This window comes from Streptomyces sp. NPDC006516 (genome assembly GCF_040611875.1).
Classification (GTDB): Bacteria; Actinomycetota; Actinomycetes; order Streptomycetales; family Streptomycetaceae; genus Streptomyces.
In genome coordinates this window covers 997246-1023796 of sequence record NZ_JBEXPD010000002.1, presented here as the reverse complement: position 1 = coordinate 1023796, position 26551 = coordinate 997246, and the positions used below count along the sequence as shown (strand labels likewise).

Annotated in this window: 22 protein-coding genes and 2 pseudogenes; 11 read left to right on the top strand and 13 right to left on the bottom strand. The window is 71.4% G+C overall.

Annotated elements, in window-relative coordinates:
* Positions 1-111 precede the first annotated feature (111 nt).
* The 3 genes and pseudogenes from ABZY45_RS10855 to ABZY45_RS10845 all read right to left on the bottom strand — a co-directional run bounded on the left by ABZY45_RS10855 (position 112) and on the right by ABZY45_RS10845 (position 3397).
* Positions 112-1968 (bottom strand): DUF262 domain-containing protein, encoded by a 1857-nt coding sequence (locus tag ABZY45_RS10855; protein ID WP_356738280.1) that lies wholly within the window; start codon positions 1966-1968, stop codon positions 112-114.
* Positions 1969-2240: 272 nt separating this feature from the next.
* Positions 2241-2393: pseudogene (locus ABZY45_RS10850) on the bottom strand (ATP-binding protein); the annotation flags it as partial.
* A gap of 146 nt (positions 2394-2539) precedes the next feature.
* Positions 2540-3397 (bottom strand): hypothetical protein, encoded by an 858-nt coding sequence (locus ABZY45_RS10845; protein ID WP_356738278.1) that lies wholly within the window; start codon positions 3395-3397, stop codon positions 2540-2542.
* A 140-nt stretch (positions 3398-3537) separates the two neighbouring features.
* On the opposite strand from ABZY45_RS10845, the pseudogene ABZY45_RS10840 reads away from it, so the two are divergent.
* Positions 3538-3774 (top strand): annotated as a pseudogene (locus tag ABZY45_RS10840) (helix-turn-helix transcriptional regulator); the annotation flags it as partial.
* A gap of 533 nt (positions 3775-4307) precedes the next feature.
* Here the strand turns inward: ABZY45_RS10840 and ABZY45_RS10835 are convergent.
* The 6 genes from ABZY45_RS10835 to glyA form a co-directional block, all read right to left on the bottom strand.
* Positions 4308-5039 (bottom strand): hypothetical protein, encoded by a 732-nt coding sequence (locus ABZY45_RS10835; protein WP_356738276.1) that lies wholly within the window; start codon positions 5037-5039, stop codon positions 4308-4310.
* Positions 5040-5113: 74 nt separating this feature from the next.
* Positions 5114-5650: a DUF488 domain-containing protein gene (locus ABZY45_RS10830; RefSeq protein WP_356738274.1), complete on the bottom strand. Its 537-nt coding sequence runs from the start codon at positions 5648-5650 to the stop codon at positions 5114-5116.
* 66 nt (positions 5651-5716) lie between these two features.
* Entirely contained in the window at positions 5717-6397 is a 681-nt protein-coding gene (locus tag ABZY45_RS10825) for an SUMF1/EgtB/PvdO family nonheme iron enzyme (protein ID WP_356738272.1), read from the bottom strand.
* A gap of 126 nt (positions 6398-6523) precedes the next feature.
* Entirely contained in the window at positions 6524-7483 is a 960-nt protein-coding gene (locus ABZY45_RS10820; protein ID WP_356738270.1) for a D-2-hydroxyacid dehydrogenase family protein, read from the bottom strand.
* Positions 7484-7592: 109 nt separating this feature from the next.
* Positions 7593-8777, bottom strand: coding sequence for an NERD domain-containing protein (locus tag ABZY45_RS10815; protein ID WP_356738268.1), 1185 nt, complete (start codon positions 8775-8777; stop codon positions 7593-7595).
* A 163-nt stretch (positions 8778-8940) separates the two neighbouring features.
* Positions 8941-10257 (bottom strand): serine hydroxymethyltransferase, encoded by a 1317-nt coding sequence (gene glyA, locus ABZY45_RS10810; protein WP_356738266.1) that lies wholly within the window; start codon positions 10255-10257, stop codon positions 8941-8943.
* A 577-nt stretch (positions 10258-10834) separates the two neighbouring features.
* On the opposite strand from glyA, the gene ABZY45_RS10805 reads away from it, so the two are divergent.
* Positions 10835-12271 carry a hypothetical protein gene (locus tag ABZY45_RS10805; protein ID WP_356738264.1) on the top strand — a complete coding sequence of 479 codons (1437 nt, stop codon included), beginning with the start codon at positions 10835-10837 and terminating at the stop codon, positions 12269-12271.
* 69 nt (positions 12272-12340) lie between these two features.
* Here ABZY45_RS10805 and ABZY45_RS10800 read toward each other — a convergent pair whose 3' ends face one another.
* Positions 12341-13516, bottom strand: a complete 1176-nt coding sequence (locus ABZY45_RS10800; RefSeq protein WP_356738262.1) for a Ku protein — start codon at positions 13514-13516, stop codon at positions 12341-12343.
* 59 nt (positions 13517-13575) lie between these two features.
* Here ABZY45_RS10800 and ligD point away from each other — a divergent pair, with 59 nt between their 5' ends.
* The 6 genes from ligD (at position 13576) to ABZY45_RS10770 (ending at position 21238) form a co-directional block, all read left to right on the top strand.
* Positions 13576-14469 carry a non-homologous end-joining DNA ligase gene (gene ligD / locus ABZY45_RS10795; RefSeq protein ID WP_356738260.1) on the top strand — a complete coding sequence of 298 codons (894 nt, stop codon included), beginning with the start codon at positions 13576-13578 and terminating at the stop codon, positions 14467-14469.
* 219 nt (positions 14470-14688) lie between these two features.
* A complete protein-coding gene (locus tag ABZY45_RS10790; RefSeq protein ID WP_356738258.1) occupies positions 14689-16818 on the top strand; it encodes a PBS lyase in 2130 nt (709 codons plus the stop codon).
* A complete protein-coding gene (locus tag ABZY45_RS10785) occupies positions 16815-17135 on the top strand; it encodes a zinc-ribbon domain-containing protein (protein ID WP_356738256.1) in 321 nt (106 codons plus the stop codon). Before ABZY45_RS10790 ends, ABZY45_RS10785 begins: the two co-directional genes overlap by 4 nt.
* Before the next feature lie 82 nt (positions 17136-17217).
* Positions 17218-18666 (top strand): FtsW/RodA/SpoVE family cell cycle protein, encoded by a 1449-nt coding sequence (locus ABZY45_RS10780; protein ID WP_356738254.1) that lies wholly within the window; start codon positions 17218-17220, stop codon positions 18664-18666.
* On the top strand, positions 18663-20120 hold the full coding sequence (locus ABZY45_RS10775) for a penicillin-binding transpeptidase domain-containing protein (RefSeq protein ID WP_356738252.1): 1458 nt from the start codon (positions 18663-18665) through the stop codon (positions 20118-20120). Before ABZY45_RS10780 ends, ABZY45_RS10775 begins: the two co-directional genes overlap by 4 nt.
* Before the next feature lie 44 nt (positions 20121-20164).
* Entirely contained in the window at positions 20165-21238 is a 1074-nt protein-coding gene (locus ABZY45_RS10770; RefSeq protein ID WP_356738250.1) for an amidase, read from the top strand.
* Here the strand turns inward: ABZY45_RS10770 and ABZY45_RS10765 are convergent.
* From ABZY45_RS10765 to ABZY45_RS10755, 3 genes are all read right to left on the bottom strand, one after another.
* Positions 21231-22085, bottom strand: a complete 855-nt coding sequence (locus tag ABZY45_RS10765; protein WP_356738248.1) for a hypothetical protein — start codon at positions 22083-22085, stop codon at positions 21231-21233. The two genes, ABZY45_RS10770 and ABZY45_RS10765, sit on opposite strands and share 8 nt — an antisense overlap.
* A 129-nt stretch (positions 22086-22214) precedes the next feature.
* Complete coding sequence (locus tag ABZY45_RS10760) at positions 22215-23105, bottom strand: ADP-ribosylglycohydrolase family protein (protein WP_356738246.1); 891 nt, start codon at positions 23103-23105, stop codon at positions 22215-22217.
* 64 nt (positions 23106-23169) lie between these two features.
* The gene (locus tag ABZY45_RS10755) at positions 23170-24279 is read right to left on the bottom strand and encodes a ferritin-like domain-containing protein (protein ID WP_356738244.1); all 1110 of its coding nucleotides are present in this window, start codon (positions 24277-24279) and stop codon (positions 23170-23172) included.
* Between the two features lie 191 nt (positions 24280-24470).
* On the opposite strand from ABZY45_RS10755, the gene ABZY45_RS10750 reads away from it, so the two are divergent.
* From ABZY45_RS10750 to ABZY45_RS10740, 3 genes are read left to right on the top strand one after another with little or no spacing between them, the layout of a single operon-like run.
* Positions 24471-25406 carry a diiron oxygenase gene (locus tag ABZY45_RS10750; protein ID WP_356738242.1) on the top strand — a complete coding sequence of 312 codons (936 nt, stop codon included), beginning with the start codon at positions 24471-24473 and terminating at the stop codon, positions 25404-25406.
* Positions 25407-25441: 35 nt separating this feature from the next.
* Positions 25442-26203, top strand: coding sequence for a TetR/AcrR family transcriptional regulator (locus tag ABZY45_RS10745; RefSeq protein ID WP_356738240.1), 762 nt, complete (start codon positions 25442-25444; stop codon positions 26201-26203).
* A gap of 24 nt (positions 26204-26227) precedes the next feature.
* A complete protein-coding gene (locus ABZY45_RS10740) occupies positions 26228-26503 on the top strand; it encodes a hypothetical protein (protein ID WP_356738238.1) in 276 nt (91 codons plus the stop codon).
* The last annotated feature ends 48 nt before the right edge of the window (positions 26504-26551 follow it).

The following is a 26551-nucleotide window of genomic DNA, read 5'->3' as shown; positions in this document are numbered from 1 at the left end:
CGCCACGATCGGTGTGGACTCCTGCGTCCCGGTATCCCTGACGTTGCTGGACAAGGCACCGGGGGTGCACGGCGACGCCCTTGGCATTCGGCTCGGCCACGGATCGGGGTGTCACGCCTCCAGTGGAACCGGGACGGCGGCTTGCAACCCGTTTTCCGCAGCCTGGATCGCCTCCCCGGGTCGCTGCCCCGGAATGTGATCGTCGACCACAGGCTTGCCCATCGCCGTGGCGATGTGTTCCTGGAGCACCTTCCGCCGCGCCTCGAAGAAGGCATCGAAGTCGTCGGCCCGCATCAGTACGGGGTCCGCGAGGTGTGTCCTGATACGCCGCTCCACGCTCTCCGGGCTGGTCTCGGCCGCCTTGGCGAGCCGCTGCAGGTAGTCGGACGGGGCGTGGCCTCCGATGATCCGGTTGGTCCGTGCCGTCAAGGGAGCCTTGTTGACAATGGAGTTGTAGACGGAGCGCTCGTGCCCGTTCTTCTGGCACCACGCCTGCGGGAAGATGTGATGGATGTCCATCGCCTCGTCGAAGTAGACGCTCACCTCTGCCTTCTCCCCCGTACGCCAGTCCGCGGCGCCCGCCTTGAGCAGGAGCGCGTAGATCCCCTTGTAGGCGGCGCTCTGCCGGGTCCGCAGGGTCAGCAGGCGGCTCGCCGCGAACTGCGCCTGGCTGACCGTACGAGGTTCCTGCGTCGATCCTCGGATCCAGTCGACGACGTCGGGGAGGTCAAGGTTGAACCGGGTCTCGGTTGTGCCGCCGTACAGCTCGCCGAACACTCCGCACCAGTACCAGCGGGCCAGCTTCTCCTGTGCACCTGCGGTCTCCGCGTCCTTGCCGGCGAGGGCGAAGATCGCCGCGAGGGGAATGAGCTGCGTGCCGTACGGCAGGAATCGGGTATCGAAGACGAACTGCTGGCGCAGGAATTTTGCGGCGGCCTTGAAGCCGGCGACAACATCGGGGGCGTACCGCGTGTAGTCCTCCAGGCCCAGCACGAGCATCTCCTTGCGCTTGCACCCGATGCGGGGCAGACGCTCCTCGTCCGTGCCGGCCTCCTCTTCCCGGCGCCGCCGCTCGGCAGTGGCGAGGAGGGTGACCGCCTGGAGGAAGTCGGTGTTGGAGACGTCTCTCAGGATGGCGTATTCGGGCGCTTCCCAGGCAGAACGGCACTCGTGCCAGTGCCGCCGCAGATCGAACTCGTCGGCGGCGTACGTCGCCGTCAGCAACTCGAAGACGGTGAGGGTGACTCCCCCCGTGTTGACCTTCTCGAAGACCTGGCAGACCGCCTGCCGTGGGGTGCCCTTGCCGAGTTCGATGACCGGGAAGTGGTAGAGGTCGAATGACTTGATGAAGCTGTCGCGGAAGCGGTACCAGAGCTCCATCGCATCCGGTGCGAAATTGCAGTGGCGGGCGAAGCCGTCGCCCCACGAGTTGTCGAAGAGACATCGCAACGGGAAAACGCGGTGCTGGTACTCCAACTCCCGTGTCGAATAATCTTCCAGGATCTCGCCGCGGAAGTTGGCCACCTTGCGTGAGGAAGGGATGAACCGGATGGCCTCCTCACGATCCTCGTTCTCGTCGGTCGCCTTGATCATGTCTACGTAGAACCAGCCGCTCACCCGGCGTTTGCGCTCGTCCTGGGTCTCCACCGGGCTGTTCATCGCGAGCGACTGGAACAGCGAGGTGAGCCGCTGCTGTCCATCCAGAATCAGCGACTCCGGTTGCACCTGCCCGCTCAGGGCCGCTCCCTCGATCGGCCTGTACTTGAACCGGACATCCCCGCCGCCCCGGAGCAGCATCACCGTCCCGATCGGGTAGTTGAGAGACACGGAGGCCAGCAGACTCGCGATGTTGGGCCAGGGCCAGACCCAGCCACGCTGGAATTCAGGCAACTGGATCTTCCCCGCCCCGACCTCCCCCAGCAGATCCCGCAAGGGCCGCTTGTCGATGCTGAAGGGCTCTGTCGCCACATCTTCTCCTTGTGCACCGCAACACGCGCGTCGGTGCTCGCTCACTGGAGGCGAGGGGGTGGAGCTCTCAGGGCTCGCCCGGCTTCGGTCCCGTCGGCCACCCGCTCATGCCTTACATCACCCACCCTGCCTGAGCCTCTGCGCTTCGTCCTCCTTCTTGGTCATTTTGCACCCGGCCGTGACGCCCGGGCCGGAACTCACCGTCCAGGAAGCAGCGGTACCAGGAATCGGCTCGGCTCACCGGGCCGGGTGGTGGCGAGTGCGTCACGGGCCCGGCCGTCCTCGGCGAGCGGCGCCGGGCCGGCCACACCCGGGGCGGGCGGGCGGCACTCTCCCCGGGCGTCTGAGACCTCGATGCGCAGGGTCCGGCCGAGGAGCCGGGCGGTCAGCTCGAAGTCCTGGCCGGGGACGAGGCCGTGCGTCAGGTTGCGGAGGCTGCCGACGAGGGCCGCCACGTCGCGTTCACCTTGCTCCGGAACCTCCGCAGCGCCCGGCAGGTCCGGAGCGGTACGGCAAGGCTTGCAGAGGCCGTCCGGGAGGGCGGCAGCCGGGCCGCCGCCCGGGTCACGACCTATCGACGCTTCAGGACACGCCAGTCACGGCCCGGCTTCGGGATCTTCACCTCGTCCGCGGCCGGACGGTCCTCGTCCTGGATGACCTCACCCGGGATGACCTGACCCTCGACCGGCTTGGCGAGTTCCAGGCCGGAGAGATGCGTCTTGAGCCTCTTGGACATGGGGCGGAAGGTCGCATACGTGAGCCCGCCGGACACCGCGGCCCCGACGAGGGGAATCGCCTTAGAGACGGACTTGGCGAAGGTCTCCGTCGTCATCCTGACGCCGAGAGAAGCGGCAACCTTCTTCACGATCGGATAGATGACGCCGTGGGTCAGCGCCTTCTGGGGCAGCTTCTTGGCCACCTGCTCGGAGATCATCCCCGCCAGCTTCCCCACGGCGGCGTTCGCGGACTGGGTCCCGAACATCACCCCGAAGAAGAGCGTGAGCACTCCCTTGGTGGCGTCGTCGAGGTCGTCCTTGTCGGCGGAGAAGAGATCGGGCCAGCTGTAGAGGTAGGCGAGCTTCTGTGCGATGCGCAGCATGTGGGCGACGTACTGGGCCAGATCGGCCGGCACGGTTGCGGGCAGGGCGAGGACTCCGGGAAGGCCGGCAGCCGCGGAGGCCGCGCTCACCTTGGCGGTCTCATAGCGAATGGAGGCGTCGGCCACCCTGTCCAGAACCTCAAGAGGGATACCCGCCGCCGCGGGATTCTTCTTCATCGCTAGACGCAGCTGATCCTCCGAGCAATGACGGGCCAGCGCCGTCCGGAGGTACGCCTCCCTGTCGACCCGCACACCCGGAAACCTTGCCGCGCCCGCCAGAAGAGCGGAAAAGCGCGACTCCGCGTTCTCGCTCATGTCACCCGTGACCATGCCAGGAACGTACAGCAGACGGGTGAGATGCACCCTTCGAACCGGTCATTCCCGTAACGAAGTTGAGCCCTGAGGGCCAGCCATGACGGAGGGTCGCCGGGGCGGCCGCGGTGGCCTACGAGAACACGGACGACGCAGTCATGGCTACGGCGGCGGGCGGAACAGGCGCGGGAGCCGGCGCCGAGCCCGGCATGTCGGACAGCCTGCGCACGTTCGGCGCGTCCGTCCCGGCCTTACGGGAGCACGCGGGGCTCTCCCGCGAGGAGTTCGGCGACCAGGTCCGCTTCTCCAAGCACACGGTCGTCTCGATCGAGCGGGGCCGCCGGATGCCGGACCGCGACTTCGTCGAACGGGCGGAGGCGGCACTGGCGAACTCGCCGAGTGCAGGCGACGGCAGATGCGGAGATCCCGCTCAGCGGCCGGGGCGCTCGCGTCCCACAGCCGGCCGGGCCCGGACGTGGCGGAGCCCGGGAGTCGTATCCAGCTCCCGGGCCCCTGGGGTTGCCACCCAATTGCGCTTGCCAGCGCCGTTTAAGAGTGCGGATCAGTCGTCATACCGTCGCGTTCTGCCTTTGAACTACCGCGCCGCGTAGAGGCGCAGGCCGGATTCGAACCAGCATTCAACGGTGTTCGTCCGTACTCGGTCGATCTGGCAATCGGCGGCGATACTGAAGCTGGAGCGAGAGTCTGAGATTGATCGCGGCTGCCTCTGCCATGTTGGGCCACCCCGGCAGGTGGAGCCGGGGGGAGGACTCGAACCTCCACCGTTACCGCGTCTTCAGGCTGAACGTCAGTTTCAGCTTGCGCTCGTCACACGGGGCGGACCTCAATTCCGCCTCGTGCAGGGTGCGCGGCCCCCACGGCATTGGCGCGGGGGCGTTCTTGGGGGTGCCGCCTGGCGCGTCCGGCGTCAGCCGAACAGGTAGCCGAACACCGCGTCCCCGACCCGCTGGTCGGTGACCTCGGCGCTGTTCGCCTCCTCGCGCGCGAACTTCACCGCGTGCTGGAGCTTCTCGACCCGCTCCAGCAGCTCGTTCACCCGGCGCGCGGGCAGCGCTCCGGAGAACTTCACGGTCGTCCAGTATCCGATCGGCACGTCCTCGTAGTACACGTCGACCTGCGCCGGGTGCTTGTCGGTCGCCTCTGCCTTGACGTGGTTGCGGGGGACCTTCTTCGTGCGGATCGTGCGGACCGGGTCCGTCTTCCACCAGTCCGTCGAGGGGTCGAGCGACCAGGACTCGGAGGCGTCCAGGACGGGTAGCTTCTTCACGAAGGTGTGCAGGTCGGTGAGCTGCTTCTCCAGGAAGAGCAGGTAGCTGACCGGGACTTCGGCGACGACCGTACGTCCGTCGACGGTGACGTCGGCGCGGGCCGAGCAGTTGGCCCAGTCCTTCGTCGCGGTGACGTCGAAGAGGCGGGTCAGCGACGCGGACATCTCACGCAGCGCCTCCTCGGCCTTGACCTGCACCCGGGCGGACTCGGGCGGCAGCTGCTCGCCCTCCTCGTCCTTCGGCTGGTACGTACGCGAGATGCCGGCCAGCAGCGCCGGCTTCTGCACCTTGTGGTGGGCCGCGGTGATGTCCTGGAGCGACTTGCTCTTGACACCCTTCTCCACGGCGATGATCTGGTTGAGCTTGGTCACTTCGCCCCCTTCGAGTGAACAGAACCTACCTCACACAAGCTCGGTCACCCGTACGGTTTTTCACCGAGGTGCGCCTACGGTGCCGGGTACGTCACGTGGCCGTTCTCGTCGACCCGGGGCTCCGCTCCCCAGGCACCCAGTTCGTGGACCCGCGCCTCGCCGGGGCCCACGATGTGCCGCACCGTCCAGCCGCGGGCGGTGAGCGTGTTGGCGATCAGCAGGCGATGGCAGCGCCACGGCGTCGGCTCGCCGCACATGACGGCGACACGGCCGCGCTCCGCGAGCGAGGTCAGACGGGTGATGCCCTGCTCGTAGGCCGGGAGCAGCGTGTAGTCGGCGTAGTTCCTGAAGCTGGGGTTGTGCCAGCCCGCGTTGACGGCCGGGTCCACGTCCTGCTTGCGCCGCCGGCCGCCGAGTTCGTCCAGGTACACGTAGTCGACCCCGGCCCGTTCCAGCCACTCGCTCATCACGTCGCGGGAGAACTGCGGGCTCCGGCGCGAACCGGGGTGCGCCCGGACGTCCGCCAGGGTGTCGATGCGCTGGGCATCGAGCAGGCCGACGAACGTCTTCTCCGGGCACGTCCAGTGGCCGACCGTCCAGATCTCGTGCACCACGTCATGATGCCTTCCGCCTCGCCCTGGGGCCGCTCGCGACACCGCGGTGTCCCCACGCGCCGGTCAGCTCACGTTGCGGGCCATCCGGAAACCGAGGTCGTCGATCGCGAACGTGGGGTGGCTGCGACGGCGCACGGTGGCACCGCAGCCACGCTCCGCCTCCGCCCAGCCGCCGCCTCGGAAGGTGCGGTACGCGCCGTAGACCTCCTCGTCGTAGAGGTCCCAGCACCACTCCCAGACGTTGCCCAGCATGTCGTACAGACCCCAGGCGTTCGGAGTCCTGCCGCCGACCTCGCGGAGTCTGCCGTCCGAGTTGCCCTCGTACCAGGCGATGCCGTCGAGTTCACCGTAGCGGTAGCCGGTGGTGCCCGCCTTGCACGCGTACTGCCACTCCGCCTCCGTGGGCAGGCGGTAGCCGTCGGCGGCCGGGTCGCGCACGACCTCGCCGCTCCTTGCGTCGCGGGAGTAGACCGGGGCCAGGCCGACGCGGGCCGAGAAGCGGTTGCACAGGTCGACGGCGTCGAGCCAGCTGACGTTCGTCACGGGCAGAGCATGGGAGACGGAGGGGTCGGGGGCCGTGTCCGTGAGGGCCCAGTACTGCCCGAGGGTGACGGGGAGACGGGCGAGCAGGAAGGGCTGGAGGGACTCCTGCCACTGTGTGCCGCGGCGGTCGTCGCGGAGATCGACCGTGCCGGCCGCTATCCGGACCATGCCTGCTGCCGTCTCGTCGTCGAGCAGGCTCACGCGGCGCCCTCCCTGTCCTGGGGCCGAAGTGTCCCCGCACACAGGCTACTTCGAACGCCGGGCGCCCGCCGGTGAACCCGGCCCGTCACAAGGGCTGGTGAAGCCGGCCCCTGCGACGGCACCCACTCAGCCGAGCCTGCGGACGGGCGCGCCGTCGAGATACGCTCGGATGTCCTCGACCGCGTGACCGTAGTACGCCGCGTAGTTGGCCTGCGAGACATAGCCCAGGTGCGGGGTGGCAAGCAGGCGCGGCGCGCTGCGCATCGGGTGGCCGGCCGGAAGGGGTTCCACGTCGAACACGTCGACCCCGGCGCCCGCGATGGCGCCCCGCCGCAGGACGTCGAGCAGCGCGTCCTGGTCGACGATCGCCGCCCGGGAGGTGTTGACCAGGTAGCTGCCGGGCTTCATCAGACCGAGTTCCTTCGCGCCCAGCAGCCCTCGGGTGCGTTCGCCGAGGACCAGGTGCACGGAGACGAAGTCGCTGGTCTCCATCAGCTCTTCCTTGGAAGCGGCGAGGCCCACCCCGGCCTCGTCGGCGCGCTCCTGGGTGAGGTTCGTGCTCCAGGCCACCACGTCCATTCCGAAGGCGAGGCCGACCGCGGCGACCCTGCTGCCGATCTTGCCGAGGCCGAGGATGCCGAGTCTGCGACCGTGCAGATCGGCGCCCACCGTGGACTGCCAGGGGCCGCCTTCCCGCAGGGCGTTGGTCTCGGTCACGATCCCGCGCGCCAGACCCAGCAGCAGGGCCCAGGTGAGCTCCACGGGCGGGGTGGCCGCGCTCGCGGTGCCGCAGACGGTGATGCCGTGACGTTCGGCGGCGGCGTGATCGATGGACGCGTTGCGCATGCCGGAGGCCACGATCAGCCGCAGGCGCGGCAGCCGCTCGATCAGGGTCGCGGGAAAGGGCACGCGCTCCCGGAGCGTGACGACGATGTCGAACTCGGCCAGCCGCGAGACGAGTTCGTCCTCGTTCGCACAGTGGTCCGCGAAACACACGACGTCGACCTCACCGGTGACCGGCGACCAGTCGGCGGCGGTGGACGCCACGGACTGGTAGTCGTCGAGCACGGCACAGCGGAGCTTCATGTGTCTTCCCCTTCGGCGGCGCGGCAGGGCCCCCTCGACTGCACGGCCTTCGGCGGCGCGGCGAGGCCGTGCGGTGACCCGGGGGAATCTACCCGGCCGCGCTCCACGCTCACGCGTCCGGCCAGGCCTCCCCGTTGCGCGCGACGTCGTATACCCGCTCCACCTGGGTGGCGGTGAGCACGCCGGTCAGCGGAGCGAGCGCGGACAGCTGGCGCTCACGGCAGACGCGGACTCCTGCCGGGGTCGTGACCACCTCCAGCGCGGTGACGCCGGTGAACACCAGCACGGTCTGGACGGGCACCTCGAAGGCGCAGTGGGTCTCCAGCACGGCGCGGGCCCACCGGGTGCCCGGGCGGTCGTCGAGCTCGTACGGCTGCGGGGTCCCGTCGTCGATGCGCAGGGTGCCGTCGCCGATCCGTACGGACGCCCCGGGGCGGTGCTCGGTGCTCACCGCGAACACCCCACCGGGCCCGATGAGCAGATGCCCGATCTCCGTGCCGTCCGGCAGGGGCACGGAGTGCAGGACCCGCCAGCCGTGCCGGGTCAGCCGCTTGAGCTCGGCCCCGACGCGCCGCTCCCCCGCGAGGGCGCCCCGGCGCGGGTCCCCGTCCTTGTGCCGCCGCAGCGCCCCGGTCGCCGCCCGTACGAACGCCCCGGTGCCCGACTCGCCGAGCTGCTCGCGCAGTGCGGCGCCCGGCCGGCGTGCGGCAAGGTCGTTCGCCGGGGTGAGCGCGGGCAGGCCGGGCGCGCGGGGGGAGCCTTCCCGCCGCGGCACCGACGGCGACGGCCGGACCTCATCCGCCTCCGCCTTCGCCCCGGTCTCGGACGCCGCCGCTCGGGCCTCGACGGGCGGCACGGGCGCCGCCACCGCCGCCACCGCCGCTCCGTCCTCGACGGACTGCCCGGATTCCGCCACCACCGCCCCACCCTCCACGGGCGGTACGGGTGCCGGCCTCCGTCCAGGCATCGACTCCGCCGCGGGCGGCGGCTTCTGCGCGGGCACGCCGTTCACCGCGTCCCGCTTCCGCATCCCCCGCATCGGCGGGATCCTCGGGACCTGCGGCGGGGTGCGCGGTGCCGCCGGCCCCGCCGGGCCCTCCTCACCGACGAGGGCCGGCAGGTCCGGGACCTGACGCGCGAGCGCGTCGGTCACGGCGTCGCGGTAGCGAGGGTGCAGCACCGTGATGGTGCCGCTGCCCCGGTCCGCCCAGCCGATCGCTGTGCCGTCCGGCAGGTTCACATAGAGCCGGTCGTGCCCGAAGAGCTGCCATGACGTGACCTTGAGATCCTGCATCGTGCCCCCTCTGTTCACAGTGCCGGCGTCCGTCTCTCCCGCCAGCCTGTACGGCGATCCGGCAGCGGCACAGGGCGCAGGACGGGCGCGCGGAATCGGGAGCCCGGCGTTCCGGAGCAGTCCGGGCCCGGCGTGCCCCGGCCCGAACTGCTCCGGCGCCCCGTCAGACCAGGGGGAGCCCCGGCGCCGGATAGGCGTCCATCATCGTCCTGACCTCGTCGCGGACCTTGGAAACGGTCGCTTCGTCACCTGTACGAGCGGCATCGACCACCAGACCGATCCACTCCGCCACCGCCGCCATCTCGGATGCGGGGATGCCCCGGGACGTCAGCGCGGGGGTGCCGATACGGATGCCGGACGGGTCGAAGGGCTTCCGGGGGTCGTAGGGCACGGTGTTGTAGTTCACGACGATCCCGGCCCGGTCGAGCGCCTTGGCCGCGATCTTCCCCGAGACGCCCTTGCCGGTGAGGTCGGCCAGCAGCAGATGGTTGTCCGTGCCGCCGGAGACGAGGTCGAAGCCGCGGGCCGCCAGCTCCTCCCCCAGTACGCGGGCGTTGGCGACGACCTGGTGTGCGTACGCGGCGAATCCGTCTCCGGCCGCCTCCTTCAGCGCCACAGCGATGGCGGCGGTGGTCTGGTTGTGCGGCCCGCCCTGGAGACCGGGGAACACGGCCCGGTCGACCGCCTTGGCGTGCTCCGCCCGGGTCAGCAGCATCGCCCCGCGCGGCCCGCGCAGGGTCTTGTGGGTGGTCGTGGACACCACGTCGGCGTACGGGGCGGGTGAAGGGTGCGCTCCCCCCGCGATCAGCCCCGCGATGTGGGCGATGTCGGCCACCAGGACCGCGTCCACCTCACGGGCGATCTCGGCGAAGCCGGCGAAGTCGATCACGCGGGGCACGGCGGTCCCTCCGCAGAAGATCACCTTGGGCCGCTCGGCACGCGCCAGGTCGCGGACCTCGTCCAGATCGATGCGGCCGGTGTCACGGCGCACCCCGTACCGCACGCCCCGGAACCACGTGCCCGTGGCGGAGACACCCCAGCCGTGGGTCAGGTGCCCGCCCATCGGCAGCGACATCCCGAGGACTGTGTCACCGGGGTCCAGGAACGCGAGGTAGGCAGCGAGGTTGGCCGGCGAGCCCGAGTACGGCTGCACATTGGCGTGATCCATGCGGAACAGTGCCTTGGCCCGCTCGACGGCGAGCGTCTCGACCTGGTCGATGACCTGCTGGCCCTCGTAGTAGCGCTTCCCGGGGTAGCCCTCGGAGTACTTGTTCTGGAGGACGGTGCCGGAGGCCTCCAGAACGGCGGCGGAGACGTAGTTCTCGCTGGGGATGAGGCGCAGGGTGTCCGCCTGGAGCCGCTCCTCGGCGTTCACCAATGCGGCGAGTTCGGGATCGGCGGCGGTCAGGGCGGGGCGGCGGGCTTCGGACGGCTGTACGGCCACGGGGATCCTCCCGGGTCGGTCGCACGGGGGCGACATGGACCCGGATTGCCCAGGCGGACGGCCCTCCGGCGATGACGCCCCGGGCGTGCCCGGAGTGTGCCGCTCCCTCGTGGTCGGTTCCACGGAGCACCCTTCCGGGTGCGCGCCAGTCGCGGCTTTCCGCACTCTACTGCGCGGCGGGCCGGTCCGGCAGCATGCCGCGCAGGTCGGCCCTGGCGGCCCGCGCACGGCCGGAGCAATGCTTTCGCGCCATTTCTGCCGTCCGCCCCGGAGCTGGCGTGAACGGGTACGGGAGCGGGCAGATTCCCCGCGACCTGACGAGGTTCGGCGGTGGGGGGCCGTGATGGAATCACGTGATCAGCCGGGCGTGCCCGGATCCGGACCCGGGTCCGGGGCGGACTCCGGGACGGAGCGTCTTCCGGAATACCCGTGGGGCGGGATCCAGCCGCCGCCACCGCCCGCGGGGCCACCGGCCGGTCCGCCACCGCCTGCGGGCCGGCCGGCAGGTCCGCCCCCGCGGGGAGCCGTACTGCGCGCTCTTGCGGCGGGGCTGCTCAATCTCTCCGGCCTCGGCCTCGGCCACCTCCTGGTGCGCCGCACCCGACGAGCGGCGGTGAGCTGGGCGGCGACCGGGATCCTGCTGCTGGTCGCCCTCCCCGCCGATCCGGACGGGGTTCCCGAGGCGCTCGTCGCCGCCTACCTCCTGCTGCTCGTCCTCGCGGGTGCCGACGCGGCCCGCATCGCGTTGCGCGCGGACACCGGCCGGGCGTCCCGGCCGCTCCTGGCCGCCGCCCTCGGACTGCTGCTGCTCGCGGTCCCGGTCGGCGGCTCCTTCGCCTACGGATCCGCTCGGGACGAGGCCGTCGAGCAGGAGCTTCTCGATCGTCTGGAAGAGGGCGACGACCTGGTCGAGAAGGCGGCGAAGAGCCCGTTCGCGCTGTCCAAGGGCGACTACCACTACGCGCTCACCCTCTACCGGGAGCTGGGCGAGGAGCACGCGGGCTCGCGGGCCGCCGCCCTCGTGCCCGCGCGGCTCGAGGCCTACTACACCTCGGTCGCGTCGCCGTACCGTGCGAAGGAGCACTGCGAGGCGATCGACCCCCTTACCTATCTGCGGACGGTGCCCGACAGCGTGGACGGGGAACTGCTCGGCGATCTCGCGGGCTGGCCCGACACCCCGCTCGCGGAGTCGCTGTACGCCTGCGGGGTCTCCCGGCTCGGCGGTACGGGGACGAGCTCGGGCGGCGAGGAGCTGGGCGCGCTGCTGCGTACGTTCCCCGAGTCCTCGCAGGCCGGACAGGTCGGCCCGGCGATCAGCACGACGATACGCAAGCAGGTGGCGAGCCTGAAGGGCGCGGACCCCTGCACCGTGACCGACCAGCTGCGCGGCACGCGCACCATGGTCGCCTCGCTCCCCCAGACCTCGGTGCCCTCGCTGGAACGGCAGGCCGACGCCGGGGTGCGCGACGGCGTGTACGCCTGCGGCGTGGACGAGTTCGAGGACAAGCACTTCACCGAGGCACGGCAGACCCTGGGCGACTTCGCGGACACCTACAAGGAGGACCGGCGCCGGCAGCAGGCCCGGAACATCGCCATAGCCGCCGAGATAGCCGAGGACCGCCCCTCGGCCGGAAAGCGCCTGCCCAGGAGCGGAACTCCGGGCGGGGCCCGCATGGAACTGGTCATCAGCAACGACGCGCCCTCCGGCGTCGAGGTGCTCTACACGGGCCCGGTCACGGGCTCGCTGAAGCTGAAGGCCTGCGGCGGCTGCGAGCGGTACGCCAGTGAGGCCACAGGATCCTCGAAGTCCTGCCGGGCCGAAGGGAGGTCGTACCCGAAGGCGCGGTTGAACCTTCCGGCGGGCGACTACCACTTCCTGTACAAGCGCGGCTCGGACGAGGAGGCGGCCGTGGACAACTACACCTCGGGCACCAGCGTCAAGCCCGGCTATTCGTACACGAGTTGCACGTACGTCGTCGAGCAGGACGAGTACGGCCTGGACCTGCCCCTGCTGCCGGACCCGCTGGAACCCGCGTCCGCCCACCGGTGAGCGCTCCGCCTCCGCCGGGTGTGGACGCGTCTCGGCCGCCGGACGCGCCTCGGCCCGCGCCGCGACGCGTCAGGCCGAGGCGCGCTTCCGGGTGCCCTCGCCGGACTTCTTCGTCGGCGTCTTCTTCGCCGCCGACTTCTCAGCGGGTGCCTTCTTCGCCGATGCCTTCTTCGCGGGGGCCTTCTTCGCGGGGGCCTTGTCCAGTGCGACCTTCTTCGCCTGGGCCTTCCTCGTCGCGGTCTTCCTGCCCGCCGCCGTCCTCGCGGACGGCTCGTCCGCTGCCGCCTTCTTCGCGCCGGTCTTCTTCGCGGCCGGCTTCCCCGCTGCGGCTTTCCCGCTCTCCGCCCGTTTCGCCGGGGCCCGCCCGGGCGTCCCGGACTTGTTCGCACCACCCCGGCCCTTCGCACCACCCCGGCCGGACCCGATGTGGTGGACGTCCGCCACCTCGCCCTCGCACCCCGACTCCTGCCCGTGGGACTCCTTCGCGGCCCGCACGCTGCTCTCCAGCGCCGCCATCAGGTCGATCACCTGCCCCTCGGGCTCCGTGCCCTCGGCCTCCGCGACGGGCTCACCGGCCGCCTTCGCCGCGACCAGTTCCTCGACCGCCTCGCGGTAGTCGTCGTGGAGCGTGTCCATGTCGGCGTCACCGAGGGTGTTCATCAGCGCGTCGGCCAGGTCGAGTTCGGCATCACGGACCTTGACGCCGGAGTCGGGGGCGACGCCTTCCGGAGCGCGGATCTCGTCCGGCCACAGCAGGCCGTGCATGGCGATCACGTCGTCCACCACCCGCAGCATCCCGAGCCGTTCCCGCCCCCGCAGCGCGTACTTCGCGACGGCGACCTTCCCGCTGCGCCTCAGGGCCTCTCGCAGCAGGGCGTACGGCTTGGCCGCCGGTACGCCGTTGGCCGAGAGGTAGTACGCCGAGTCCAGCTGGAGCGGATCGATCGCCGACGGGGGCACGAATCCCTCGATCTCGATCGTCTTGGCGGTGGGCAGCGGAAGTGAGGCGAGGTCCTCCTCGGTCACCGGGATCACGGTGCCGTCGGCGTCCTCGTACGCCTTGACGGTCTCGGATGCGGGGACCTCCTCCTCGTCCAGCTCGCAGACCTTGTGATAGCGGATCCGGCCGCCGTCGGCGAGATGGATCTGCCGGAAGGAGATCGAATGGTTCTCGGTGGCGTTCATGAGCTTGACCGGGATGCTGACCAGTCCGAACGAGATGGAGCCGTTCCAGATGGACCTCACCGTTCACCCCTCACGCCCGGTACGCCGTCATTGATGCGATTTCATGTGATTCTTATCGTATGACGCCGATCACAGAGGTGGAGGGGCGGCGCCTGGCGCTCAGCAATCTCGACAAGGTGCTCTACCCGGCCTCCGGGACCACCAAGGGCGAGGTGCTGCACTACTACGCGGCCACGGCGGCGGACGCCATGCTGCCCCATCTGCGCGACCGCCCGCTGTCCTTCCTGCGCTATCCGGACGGCCCGGAGGGACTGCGTTTCTTCACCAAGAATCCACCACCCGGTACGCCCGACTGGGTGCGCACCGCCCCGGTGCCGCGCAGCGACGACCCGGGCGCCCGGCAGGTGCTCGCACAGGACCTCCCCTCACTGATGTGGGCCGCGAACCTGGTGGTGGAGTTCCACACGCATCAGTGGCGGCAGGACTCCCCCGCCGTGGCCGACCGCATGGTGTTCGACCTGGACCCCGGGCCGCCCGCGGGCGCCGTCGAGTGCTGCGTGGTCGCCCTGTGGCTGCGCGAGCGGCTGGCGGCGGACGGGCTCGCGGCGTACGGGAAGACCTCCGGTTCCAAGGGGCTGCACCTGCTCGTCCCGCTGGTGCCCACCCCCTCCGACGAGGTGACGGCGTACGCCAAGGAGCTGGCGGTGGAGGCACAGGGCGCGCTGCCCGAGCTGGCGGTGCACCGGATGACCCGCGCGCTGCGGCCGGGCAAGGTCTTCGTGGATTTCAGCCAGAACGCGGCGGCGAAGACGACCGCCGCCCCGTACACCCTGCGCGCGAAGGGCCGGCCCACCGTCTCCGCGCCCGTCACCTGGGACGAGATCGAGGCGTGCGAGGCACCGGAGGAGCTGGTCTTCCTCGCCGGCGACATGGCCGCGCGGCTGGACCGGCACGGCGAACTGCTCGGCCCGCTGAACGATCCCGGGCAGGCGAGGCCCCTCCCCGGGCACTGAACCGGACATCGGCCCGGGCACTGAACCGGAACCGGCCCGGGCACTGAGTTGAGGGGATGTGCACAGCCTGTTCACAGCCGTGGGGTCACCGCGAGGAAAGGCCGCAACTGGCGGGTGGATTGTCCTGGCCGTGGTGCACACTCTGCGCAGACGCTGCTTCGCGGACGCGGTTTCCCGCCGCGTCCGGGACGCGGAGGCAAGACACGGGGAGGGTGTGGCGTGTTCAGGGGGATCGACGAGGTCGACTGGGCCTCGATGGAGCATGCCTACGGTCCGGCGGACGACGTGCCGGGGCTCCTGCACGGGCTCGCCTCCGAGGATCCGGCGGAGCGGGAGAGCGCGCTCGACGGGATGTACGGCGCGGTGCACCACCAGGGCGACGTGTACGCGTGCACGCTCGCCTGCATCCCGTTCCTCTTCGAGCTGGCCGTGGACCCCGGCATACGGGACCGGGGCGGCATCGTCGAACTGCTGACCAGCATCGGGGGCATCGATCTGGACGAGGAGGACGAGGACGGGCTCGACGAGCTGGACGAGGACGAGATCGAGGGCGTCGCCAACTACGCCATGGCCGCGGCTGCGGTGTCCGCCGGCTCGGCGGTGTTCTTCGAGCTCGTCGCCGACGGGGACCCGGGCGTGCGGCTCGCCGCCCCGCTGGCCCTGGCGACGCTGCACGAGCGGCCGGACAGGGTGCTCGCGCTGCTGCGGGAGCGGCTGCCGGTGGAGGCGGACGACGAGGTGCGGCTCGCGCTCGTCGAGGCCGCGGGGCGGATCGCGCTGCGCCACCGGCGGCTGGGCACACAGGCCGCGGACTGGCTGAGCCGGCTGGCCGCCGAGGCGTACTCTCCGGGGCTGCGGCTCGCGGCCCTCGCCCAGCTGGCCAGGTGCGCCCCGGACGCGCTGCCCGGCGATGTCGTACGGCTGGTGTCGGGCCTGCTGCGGGAGCTGCGCTCCGGGCCGGTCCGGTCGGAACCGGCCGCCGCGAAACCGCCGGCCGGCGAGGACGGGCCGGCGGACCGCGCCACCGCGCCGACCCTGGTGGGACAGCTGCGGGAGCTGGCCTCCGAGGAATCCGCGGGGCGCAGCGCCCCCTGGGCAGCCGACCTGCTGCGGACGCTGCACAGCGGGCTGGACGACCGGGTGGACGACCGTACGGCGCTGCTGACGGACCAGCTGGGCAGCCCGGACCCCTGGCAGCGCGTCGACGCCGTGCGGATGAGCGGCGGGCTGATCCGGGCCTGGCGCGGTTCGTACGAGGGCCTGGTGAGGCTGATCGGGGCTCAGCTCGAAGATCCGGAGCCGCGACTCGCCGACGCCGCCTCGCACGTGCTGGAGGAGCTGTTCGGTCTGGCGGCGCCGGCCGCCGACGCCCTGGCCGGCAGGGTGGCGTCGGACCCCTCGGCCTGGGTGAGGGAGTGGGCCGGCGGACCGCCCGGACTGGGTTCGGCGGTGAAGGCGCTGGCCGGGCTGGGCGACGCCCGTGCGCTGCCCGCGCTGGCGTCGGCGCTGGAGCGGCCGGAGGTGCCGCACGACACGGGGTTCGCGATCCGGTGCCTCGGTGACGCGGCGGCCCCGCTCGCCGGGACGCTGCGGCGCAGGCTCGCCGAGGTCGGCCTGGACGAGAGCGCGTACGACAGGGCGAGTCCGCTGCTCACCGGACTGACGGCGCTGCGGGCGGGCGAGGCCGCCCCTGAGGTGCTGCGGGTGCTGCGGGGGGCTCCCGAGTACCGGGGCGAGTGGCTGCGTACGGCGGCCGTGCGGGCGCTGGCGTCGTTCGGGCCGGCCGCCGGCTGCGCCGTTCCGGAGCTGCGGCGGCTGATCCTCCGGCCCGGGACGGGGGCGGCGACGGAGGCGGCGGAGGCCCTGTGGGCCGTCACCGGGGATGCCGAGGAGGTGCTGCCCGTGCTGACCGAGGGGCTGCGGGCGGACAGGGCGCGCGAGTCCCTGGCCGCGGCGAGCGCTCTGGGCGCGCTGGGTCCGCTCGCCGCAGCCGCGGCGCCGCGGCTGCGGGCCCTGCTGTCGCACGAGGAGCTGTGGCTCAGGGTCGAGGCGGCGATCGCCCTGTGGGAGGTCTCGGGACGGACCACCGACGTGGTTCCCGTGCTCCTGTCGGCGTGGGAGAGGAACCGTCACGTCAGGGTCCGGGTCGCGGAATGCCTGGCGCTGATGGGCCCCGGCGGTGCAGGCTCGGACGCGACACGGGTGCTGCGCGCCGAGCTCCTCTCCGTACGCCGCCACAACGCGATGGACGGCGGGTACGGGAGTCACGACACTTACAGGGACGAGAAGCTGCTGGCGCTCTGCCGGCGGGCGCTTCCGGGAGAAGCGGGGAAAGGAACCACATCATGATCATTTTCGGTACACGAGGCTATCTGTACCAGCTGGCGGTCCTCACCATGGTGTGCGGCTGGTGCGGCAATCCTGCGGCGCACACCCTGCGCAAGAAGGTCACCAAGTTCACGCTGTTCTTCGTGCCGCTGTTCCCCTTCTCCACGAAGTACGCGACGCAGTGCACCTTCTGCGGCGGGGAGCGGCAGATACCCAAGGAGCAGGCCGACCAGTTGCTGGCACAGGCCCAGGGCGGGCAGGACGGCAACCCGTACGGCGCCGCGCAGCAGCAGCCCGGCTACGCGCCGCCCGGCGGCCAGAACCCCTACCAGAGCTGAGCCACCGCGGGAACGCTCACCGAGGAGTGCCACGAAGCTGACATAAGGGAAATAACACCCGCCTCTTGCTACGTTGCGGTGCATGACCGCAACGACGGCGGACGCGCGCCCGCCCGAGCTACGCCTGCCCAAGCGGCGCGGGGTCGAGCTCTCGCTCCTGATCGGGGCCGTGATCGTCTCCGTCTACGGTTACGCCGCCGTCGGCCTCGCCCGGAACAACGCCGTACCCCCCGACGTCGCCGGGTACGGCGCCGGTCTAGGCCTGCTCGCGCTGCTCGCCCATCTCGCGGTCCGCTTCCGTGCCCCGTTCGCCGATCCGCTGCTGCTGCCGATCGCCGTGCTGCTCAACGGGCTGGGTCTGGTGCTGATCTACCGGCTCGATCTGGAGACGCCGAGCGACCGGGCGGCGACGACCCAGCTGATCTGGTCCACGCTCGGCGTCGCCTTCTTCATCGCGGTCGTCGTCCTGCTGCGCGACCACCGGGTGCTCCAGCGCTACGCGTACCTCTCGGTGGCGGCGGCGCTGGTGCTGATGATCGTGCCGATCTTCTTCCCCGCGGTGAACGGGGCCAAGATCTGGATCCGCGTCGGCGGGCTCTCCTTCCAGCCGGGCGAGTTCGCCAAGATCCTGCTCGCGGTCTTCTTCGCCGCGTACCTCGCGGCGAACCACAACGCGCTCGCGTACACCGGCCGCAAAATCTGGAAACTCCAGTTCCCCACCGGACGGGTCCTGGGCCCCATCGTCGCGATCTGGCTGCTCAGCGTGGGCGTCCTCGTCCTGGAACGGGACCTCGGCACCTCGCTGCTCTTCTTCGGCCTCTTCGTGATCATGCTCTACGTGGCGACCGGCCGGACCGGCTGGATCGCCGTGGGGCTGCTCCTCGCCGCAGCGGGCGCCTTCGCCGTCGGCTCCTTCGAACCCCATGTGCACAGCAGGGTGGAGGACTGGCTGAATCCGTACGCCACCATCGAGGCGGGTGAGGGGCCCAGCCAGCTCGCCCAGTCGCTCTTCGCCTTCGCGGCGGGCGGGATGCTCGGCACCGGTCTCGGGCTCGGGCACTCGATCCTGATCGGCTTCGCCGCGAAGTCCGACTTCATCCTGGCCACCGCGGGCGAGGAGCTCGGTCTGGCCGGGCTCACCGCGATCTTCCTGCTGTACGCGCTGCTGGTGGCCCGCGGCTTCCGCGCGGGGCTGGCGCTGCGCGACCCCTTCGGCCGGCTGCTGTCCATCGGCCTCGCCTCGATCATGGCGCTCCAGGTCTTCGTGATCGCTGGCGGCGTGATGGGGCTGATCCCGCTGACCGGGATGGCGATGCCGTTCCTGGCCCAGGGCGGTTCGTCGGTCGTGACCAACTGGATCATCGTGGCCCTGCTCATCCGGGTCAGCGACGTCGCCCGCACCCCCGACCCCGCCGCCGGGCCCGCCCCCACCGGCTCCGGCGCTCCGGGGTCCGCCGCTCCCGAATCCGGCTCCCTCGGCTCCGGCTCCCCCGGATCCGCCGCCGGGTCCACCGCCGGGGAGGAGCAGTGATCCGCTACATCCGGCGCGCCGCCGGCTTCTGCCTGCTGCTGCTCGTCGCCCTGCTGGGGAACGCCGCGCGCGTCCAGCTCTTCGAGGCCGACGAGCTGAACACGAACCCCGCCAACCGCCGCACGACGATCGACCGTTACGACCAGCCGCGGGGCAACATCCTGGTCGGTGACGAACCCGTCACCGGCTCGAAGGACACAGGCCAGCAGCTCGCGTACGAACGCACCTACCGGCACGGCCCGTTGTACGCGCCGGTGACGGGCTACGCCTCGCAGACGTACGGCACCACGCTGCTGGAGAACGCCAAGGACGCGATTCTCTCCGGCACCGACCCGATCCTCGCCCCGCTGCCGCTGTGGGGCGACCTCACCCGGAGCAGGCAGCCCGGCGGGGACGTCGTCACCACCGTCGACGACGCGATGCAGCGCGCGGCGTACGAGGGCCTGGACGGCCGGCGCGGGGCGGTGGCGGCGCTCGACCCGTCCACCGGGCGCATCCTGGCGCTGGTCTCCTCCCCCTCGTACGACCCGGAGGTCCTCTCGGGCACGGGCTCCGCCGTCACCGGGGCGTGGACGAGGCTCAACCGCTCGACGAGCCAGCCCATGCTCAACAGGGCGATCCGGCAGACCTATCCGCCCGGATCCGCCTTCAAGATCGTGACGGCGGCGGCCGCGCTGGACGCCCGGGTGGTGACCGATCCGGACGCGGAGACGGACACCCCTTCCCCGTACGTCCTGCCCGGCACCTCCACGACGCTGCCCAACGAGGCACGGGGCTGCGAGAAGGCCTCGCTGGCCGAGGCGATCCGCGTCTCCTGCAACACCGTGATGGCCCATCTCGGCGTCGAGGTCGGGCTGGACGGGATGCTGGAGGCGGTGGGCCGGTTCGGCTTCAACGACAACGACCTGAAGATCCCGTCCCGGGTGGCCCGCAGCAACTTCGACACCGACATGAGCGACGACCAGCTGGCACTGTCCTCGATCGGCCAGTTCGACACGACGGCGACCCCGTTGCAGATGGCGATGGTGGCCGCGGCGGTGGCCAACGGCGGGGAGCTCAGGCGCCCTCACCTGGTCGACCGGCTGACGACCGACGACGGGGACACCGTCCGGCGGCCCGGCTCGGAGTCGTACCACCAGGCGATGAACCCGGCCACCGCGCAGCAGCTCCAGCGGATGATGGTCGACGTGGTGGAGAACGGCACCGGTGCCAACGCGGCGATCGACGGGGTGACCGTCGGCGGCAAGACGGGCACCGCTCAGCACGGCGTCGACAACTCGGGCCGGCCCTACGCCTGGTTCATCTCCTGGGCGCAGGCCCCGGACTCCGGCCGTCCGGCGGTCGCCGTGGCGGTGGTCGTGGAGGACGCGTCGGCCGACCGGGCGGACATCAGCGGAGGCGGCAGCGCGGCTCCGATCGCCAGAGCGGTCATGGAAGCCGCGCTGGAGAACTGAAGCCGTCCCGCTGCTGTCCGGCACACGCGGCGCACACTGGGGCCATGACATCGGCACTGGAGACGGCCCTCGCCCGGATCGACCGGTTCGACCCCGAGCTGTGCGCCTTCACCGAGGTCTGGCACGAGGAGGCGCGCGGCCGTGCGGAGGCCGCGTCCCGGCTCCCGCTCGCCGGACTGCCGTTCGCCGTGAAGGGCACCGCGGGCATCCGTTCGTACGCCGCCGTCCGGCTGGCCGCCGCGGGCGGGATACCGGTGGGCGCGACCTCGGTGCCCGCCCCGGGCACCGAGTGGCAGACCTGGGGGCAGGGAGCGCGGGGCCGCACGGTCAACCCGTGGCGCCCCGACCGGACTCCGGGCGGATCCTCGGCGGGATCGGCGGCGGCGGTCGCGGCGGGCCTGGTGGAGCTGGCCACGGGGAGCGACGGTGCGGGGTCGGTACGGATCCCGGCGGCCTGGTGCGGTGTCTTCGGCCTGCGGACGACGAGGGGTCTGCTCCCCTCCCCCGACCGCACGGGCCTCGCGTCGCCGGGCGTGCTGGCGAGCTCCGCCGCCCTGGCGGAGAGCTGGCTGCACCACGTCCTGGACAGATACCGCCCGCAACCCGCGGTGCTCCCCGTACCGGCGGTCTACAGCCCTGGCCTCGGCTTCGCCTCCGTGGACCCGGAGGTGGCGCGGGTCATCCGGAAGGCGGTGGACCGGCTGGTGGAAGCCGGGGTCGTGCGTCCGGTGCCGGGCGCGTGCGATCTGCTCGACCCCGCGGAGGCGTGGTTCGCGACGCGCGCGGCACGGCCGACGCCCTCGGCCCGGAGGCTGCGCGACGCCAACGACCGTACGCTGGACGCCTGCTTCACCCGTGCGTCCCTGCTGCTCACCCCGGTCACGCCCAATCCCCCGCATGGCCACGAGGGACCGGGAGACGTCTACTCCACGGCACTCACCTGGGCGTTCAATCTCAGCGGCCATCCGGCGGCGAGCGTGCCCGCCGGCTTCACACCGGACGGCTGCCCTGTGGGCCTCCAGCTGGTGACCGCCCGGGGCACGGACGCGGCGCTCCTCGGCATGGCGCGCGCGGTGGAGGGCGTCCTGCCGGCGGCCCGGCCGCCCCGGTTCAGCTGATCGGCCGGCGCAGCTCGGACCGGACCTGCGCGGTCTCCTCGGCGGCCTTTTCCAGGTCGACGGAGTGCGCGTCCTTATCGAGGTCGCCGGTGCGGAGCACGGAGACCATGGCGGCGGTGTTCCCGTCGGCCCACGCGCACACCGGCTTGTTGACCGTCAGGCCGATCTCCTTGATCTTCACGACCTGGCACTCCACGGTGATGCCGTACCCCGCGGGCCTGAACTCCTCGGGAGGCACGGCCACGGTCGTCCCCTCCGCCCCGGTGACGCCCTCCAGGATCTTCGTCCGCATGAGCGAAGGGTCGGACAGCCGCCCGTACAGGCCGGAGAGCACCAGCATGCCGTTCTCCTCGGAGCCGTACTGGGCGAGCGCGGCCTCGCCGCCCCGGACGGTCGGGTCGGGCGCCTCCTCGATCTCCTTGCCCTCGGTGTCCGACAGGTCCTGGGTGAGGGTGAACTCCCCCTTCAGCACCGTCTTGTCCACCACGAGCTTGTGCGTGGCCTCCGGGAACTCCGTCGTCGCGCCGTTGCCGAGCAGCGCGAACGCGCCGAAGCCGACGGCGAGTACGAGGACGAGCGCCCCCAGCACGATGCCCACGACGAGCCCCGTCCGGTTCCTGCGCGGCGGCTGCGGCTGCATGTGCTGCTGCGGCCACCCGGGCCCGCCGGCGTTCCCCCACGGCCCGGGGGCGCCCTGGGGCTGCTGCGGGTAGCCGTGGACCGGCTGCTGGGGAGGGTAGGGCGGCTGCTGCGCGTACGGATTCTGCTGCGGCAGGGGGTTCTGCCCGTAAGGGCTGTGCGGCGAGGGCTGCCCGTACGGATTCTGCTGCGGCGGTGGCATGCTCATGCGCTCACGGTACGTCACCTGGAAGAACGGGCTGCCGGAGCAGGTGAGTACGGACCGATGGGCACCGAGGGCCACCGATGTCCGGCCGTCCGCGCATCCGACCGCCGGCCGCCACCGTCCGCCCGCGACTCAGTTCAGCGGTTCCCGCCGCAGGCGCCACTCTGCGGGGACCCCGTCCACCCCCGTGGCCGCGCCGACGACGCCCCCGGTGATGGCGCACGTCGTGTCCACGTCCCCGAAGCCCTCTGCGGTCGACCACAGGGCGGCCTCCAGGTCGCCCGGGTGGCGGGCGGCGGTCCAGAGCGCGAACGGCACCGTGTCGTCGGCCCTGATCCGCCGCCCGTTGCCCAGGATGTCGGCCGCCTTCCACGGCTCCGTGGCGAACGGCACTGCCGCCGCACGCAGCACGCCCTCACGCACCAGCCCTTCGGGCGTGCGCTCGGCGACCGACTCCAGCGTGAACTCCCCGCGCACCGAGAGTGCCGCGGCCACCGCGACCGCCACGGCCCCGGCGACGCCCTCGGGATGGGAATGGGTGACGACCGCCGAGAGTTCGGCCTGCTCCGCGGCACGGCCGAGGTCGGCGTGGAAGCGGGCCCCGAGCGGCGCGACCCGCATCGCCGCGCCGTTGCCGAGGCTGCCGCCCTCGAACAGGGTGGGCGCCAGGGTGCGCCAGTCGGCCGGCGAGGACAGGAGCTGCGGCAGCAACAGGTGCATGCCGTGCCCGTAACCGCGGGCCTGGTCCGCGTCGAAGGCCAGGGCGTAGTACAGGGCGAGCCGGTCCTGCTCGACCTGCCCGTACTCGTCGAGGACCCGCTGGACGGCGAGTGCCAGGGCGGTGTCGTCGGTCCAGTGCCACACGGGCTCGTGCGGGGTCCGGCGCGCCCGGACCTCGGCGTAGGCCTGACGTGGCGGCCTGAACAGCGGGAACCACCGCTCCCCGAACGCGTCACCGAGCGCGAGTGCTTCCAGGCTGCGCCGTGCCGCCGCGCGATCCCCTGTGACGGTGGTCGAGTTCATGCCCCCATCCTCTCCGCACGGCCCGGCTCCGTACACCCCTTTCCCGCACGGCCGGGTTCCCCGCTCAGTCCCGCGCGCCGCCCTCGGCTATCGCCTCCTCGACCTCCGCCACGCGCGCCTGCTCCTCCACGGCGAAGCGGTCCCGGTCCAGTTGCTCGGCGATCTCCTCGTCCTGGGCCATCAGCAGGTCCAGGTTCGAGTCGCCGAGTTCGAACACGCCCATGTCGACGTAGGCCTTCTGGAGCCGTTCGCCCCAGAGCCCGATGTCCTTGACGCACGGGACGATCCGGCTGAACAGCAGCTTGCGGAAGAGCTGGAGGTACTCCGAGTGCTCGGAGAGGTCCTTCGCCTCCTGCTTGCCGATGCCGAAGTTCTCCAGCACCTCGACCCCGCTGAGGCGGTCGCGCATCAGGTAGCAGCCCTCGATGACGAACTCCTCGCGCTCGCGCAGTTCCGCGTCGCTCAGCTGCTTGTAGTAGTCGCGCAGCGCCATCCGCCCGAAGGCCACGTGCCGCGCCTCGTCCTGCATGACGTACGCGAGGATCTGCTTGGGCAGCGGCTTGGTGGTGGTGTCGCGGATCATGCCGAACGCGGCCAGTGCGAGCCCTTCGATGAGGACCTGCATGCCGAGGTAGGGCATGTCCCACCGGGAGTCGCGCAGGGTGTCGCCGAGCAGCCCCTGGAGGTTGTCGTTGATCGGGTAGAGCATCCCGACCTTCTCGTGCAGGAAGCGGCCGTAGATCTCGGCGTGCCGCGCCTCGTCCATCGTCTGGGTCGCGGAGTAGAACTTCGCGTCCAGGTCGGGGACCGACTCCACGATGCGGGCGGCGCACACCATGGCGCCCTGCTCCCCGTGCAGGAACTGGCTGAACTGCCAGGAAGTGTAGTGCTTGCGCAGCTCACCCCGGTCCCGCTCGGTCATCTTCGACCAGTGCGGCGTGCCGTAGAGCGTGAGGGCCTCGTCCGGGGTGCCCAGCGGGTCGGCGGGGTCGACCTCCAGGCTCCAGTCGATGCGCTTGTTGCCGTCCCACTGCTTGTCCTTGCCCTTCTGGTAGAGGGCGAGGAGGCGTTCGCGGCCGTCGTCGTAGTCCCAGCTGAACCGGGCGGCGCCCGTGGCAGGAACCTGCCACGCGGGCGTCGGGGGCGGGGTGATGTAGAGGTCGTGTGTCGACACGGACAGCTCCTTCGCCTGGCGAGGATCGTGCATTCCGTGGTGCTGACGTCAGTTGGCAGGTTCACACGTTGGTAGACGCGCGGTCAACAAGTCGCGCACGGGGGATTGACTGCCTTGCTGACAGGTCGTCTCATAATCCATGAGCGGAAGTTGACCGCCGGTAACCCCTGATGCGAGAGGTGCCTTCAGCCATGACGCCAGTGACCGACGAGGACATCCAGGCGCTGCGCGACGCGCTCGGCCCCCTGAAGGACCGCGAACAGGTCGCGGTCCGTCTGCTCGAAGCCTCGGCCAAGCACTCCTTCGACCCGGACGCCGAGCTGGACTGGGCGTCCCCCGTCGAGGACGGCAAGTGGTTCTGGCCCCCGGAGCTGGTCTCCCTCTACGGCACCCCGTTGTGGCGCAGGATGCCTCAGGAGCAGCGGATGGAGCTGGCACGCCACGAGGCGGCGTCGCTGGCCTCGCTCGGCATCTGGTTCGAGATCATCCTGATGCAGCTGCTCGTGCGGCACATCTACGACAAGTCCGTGACGAGCAAGCACGTGCGCTACGCGCTGACCGAGATAGCGGACGAGTGCCGCCACTCGATGATGTTCGCCCGCATGATCGAGTGGGGCGGGGCCCCCAGCTACCCGGTACCTCCCCGCTACCACAACCTGGCACGGGTGCTGAAGACCGTCTCCACCACCCCGGGTTCGTTCGCCGCGACGCTGCTCGGCGAGGAGATCCTCGACTGGATGCAGCGGCTCACCTTCCCCGACGAGCGCGTACAGACGCTCGTGCGCGGGGTGACCCGCATCCATGTCGTCGAGGAGGCCCGCCATGTGCGCTACGCACGCGAGGAGCTGCGCCGCCAGATGGTGACCGCGCCGGCCTGGGAGCGCCGGATGACCCGGCTGAGTTCCGGGGAGGCCGCCCGCGTGTTCTCCGTCTGCTTCGTCAACCCCCAGGTGTACGACAACGTCGGCCTGAACCGGCACGAGGCCCTCGCCCAGGTGAAGGCCAGCGGCCACCGCGCCGAGGTCATGCAGACGGGGGCGAAGCGGCTCACGGACTTCTTCGACGACATCGGCGTGCTCAACGGGGTGGGACGCAGGCTGTGGAAGAGCTCGGGACTGCTGGCCTGAGGGGGCCCTTGAAGGCAGCGCTTAGGCTTCGGAGTATGACCTCCGCCCCCGCAGCACCGCCGGCCCGCGCCTACCGACGGCTCGGTGTCGAGGAACGCCGCGCCCAACTGCTCGCCGCGGCGCTCACGCTCTTCGCCCACCGGGCACCGGACGACGTGTCGATCGACGAGGTGGCGGCTGCCGCGGGAGTCTCCCGGCCGCTGGTCTACCGCTACTTCCCGGGCGGCAGGCAGCAGTTGTACGAGGCGGCGCTCGGCTCGGCCGCCGACCAGCTGACGCTCTGCTTCGCGGAACCTGCCGTCGGGCCGCCCACCGAGCGGGTGAGCAGGGTCCTGGACCGCTATCTCGGCTTCGTCGACCAGCACGACGCCGGATTCAGCGCGTTGCTGCGCGGGGGCAGCGTGGCCGAGACCTCGCGCACCACCACGATCGTGGACGGCGTGCGCAGGGCGGCGGCCGAGCAGATCCTGCTCCACCTGGGCCGGGGCGGCGGTCCGGGACAGGAGGCCGCCGGACCGCGGCTGCGGATGATGGTGCGTACGTGGATCGCGGCCGTGGAGGCGGCGTCCCTGATATGGCTGGACGAGGAGAAGCAGCCGGAGGCCGCCGGGCTGCGGAGCTGGCTGGTGGATCATCTGCTGGCCCTGCTCGCGGCCACCGCCGCGTCGGACGAGGAGACGGCCTCGGTGGTGGCGGACCTGCTGAGCCAGGAGACCGCCGACGGCCCCGCCGGGCGGCTCGCCGCGCTGATCGTCCCGGTCGCGGGCGGGGCGGCGCACCTGCTGCCGCCCGCCTGAGTCCGTCTGGGTCAGACTGGCCGGGTGAAAAGTGAGAACACCGCCTTCCGCGGCGGGCCCCTGGACGGCCGGGTGCTGCCGATCCTGCTCGGGCCGACCGGCCATCCGCCCAAGTGGTACGAGGTCCCGGTCCCGGATGCCGAGGGCGGTCCCGCCACGGTGTACGCCTACCGGCGCGCCCCTGCGGGCTATTCGAAGCGGCTCGGGATCCAGCGCGGCTGGGTCTACGAGTTCGCCCCCGGCGGCCGTGAGCGCTTCACCCCCAAGTGGCCCTGGAGCAGGCGCCGCAGCGAGTCCTGAGCGGTGCGCGCGCCCACGCCCGTAAGATCGACGGTCAGGTGCCGAGGG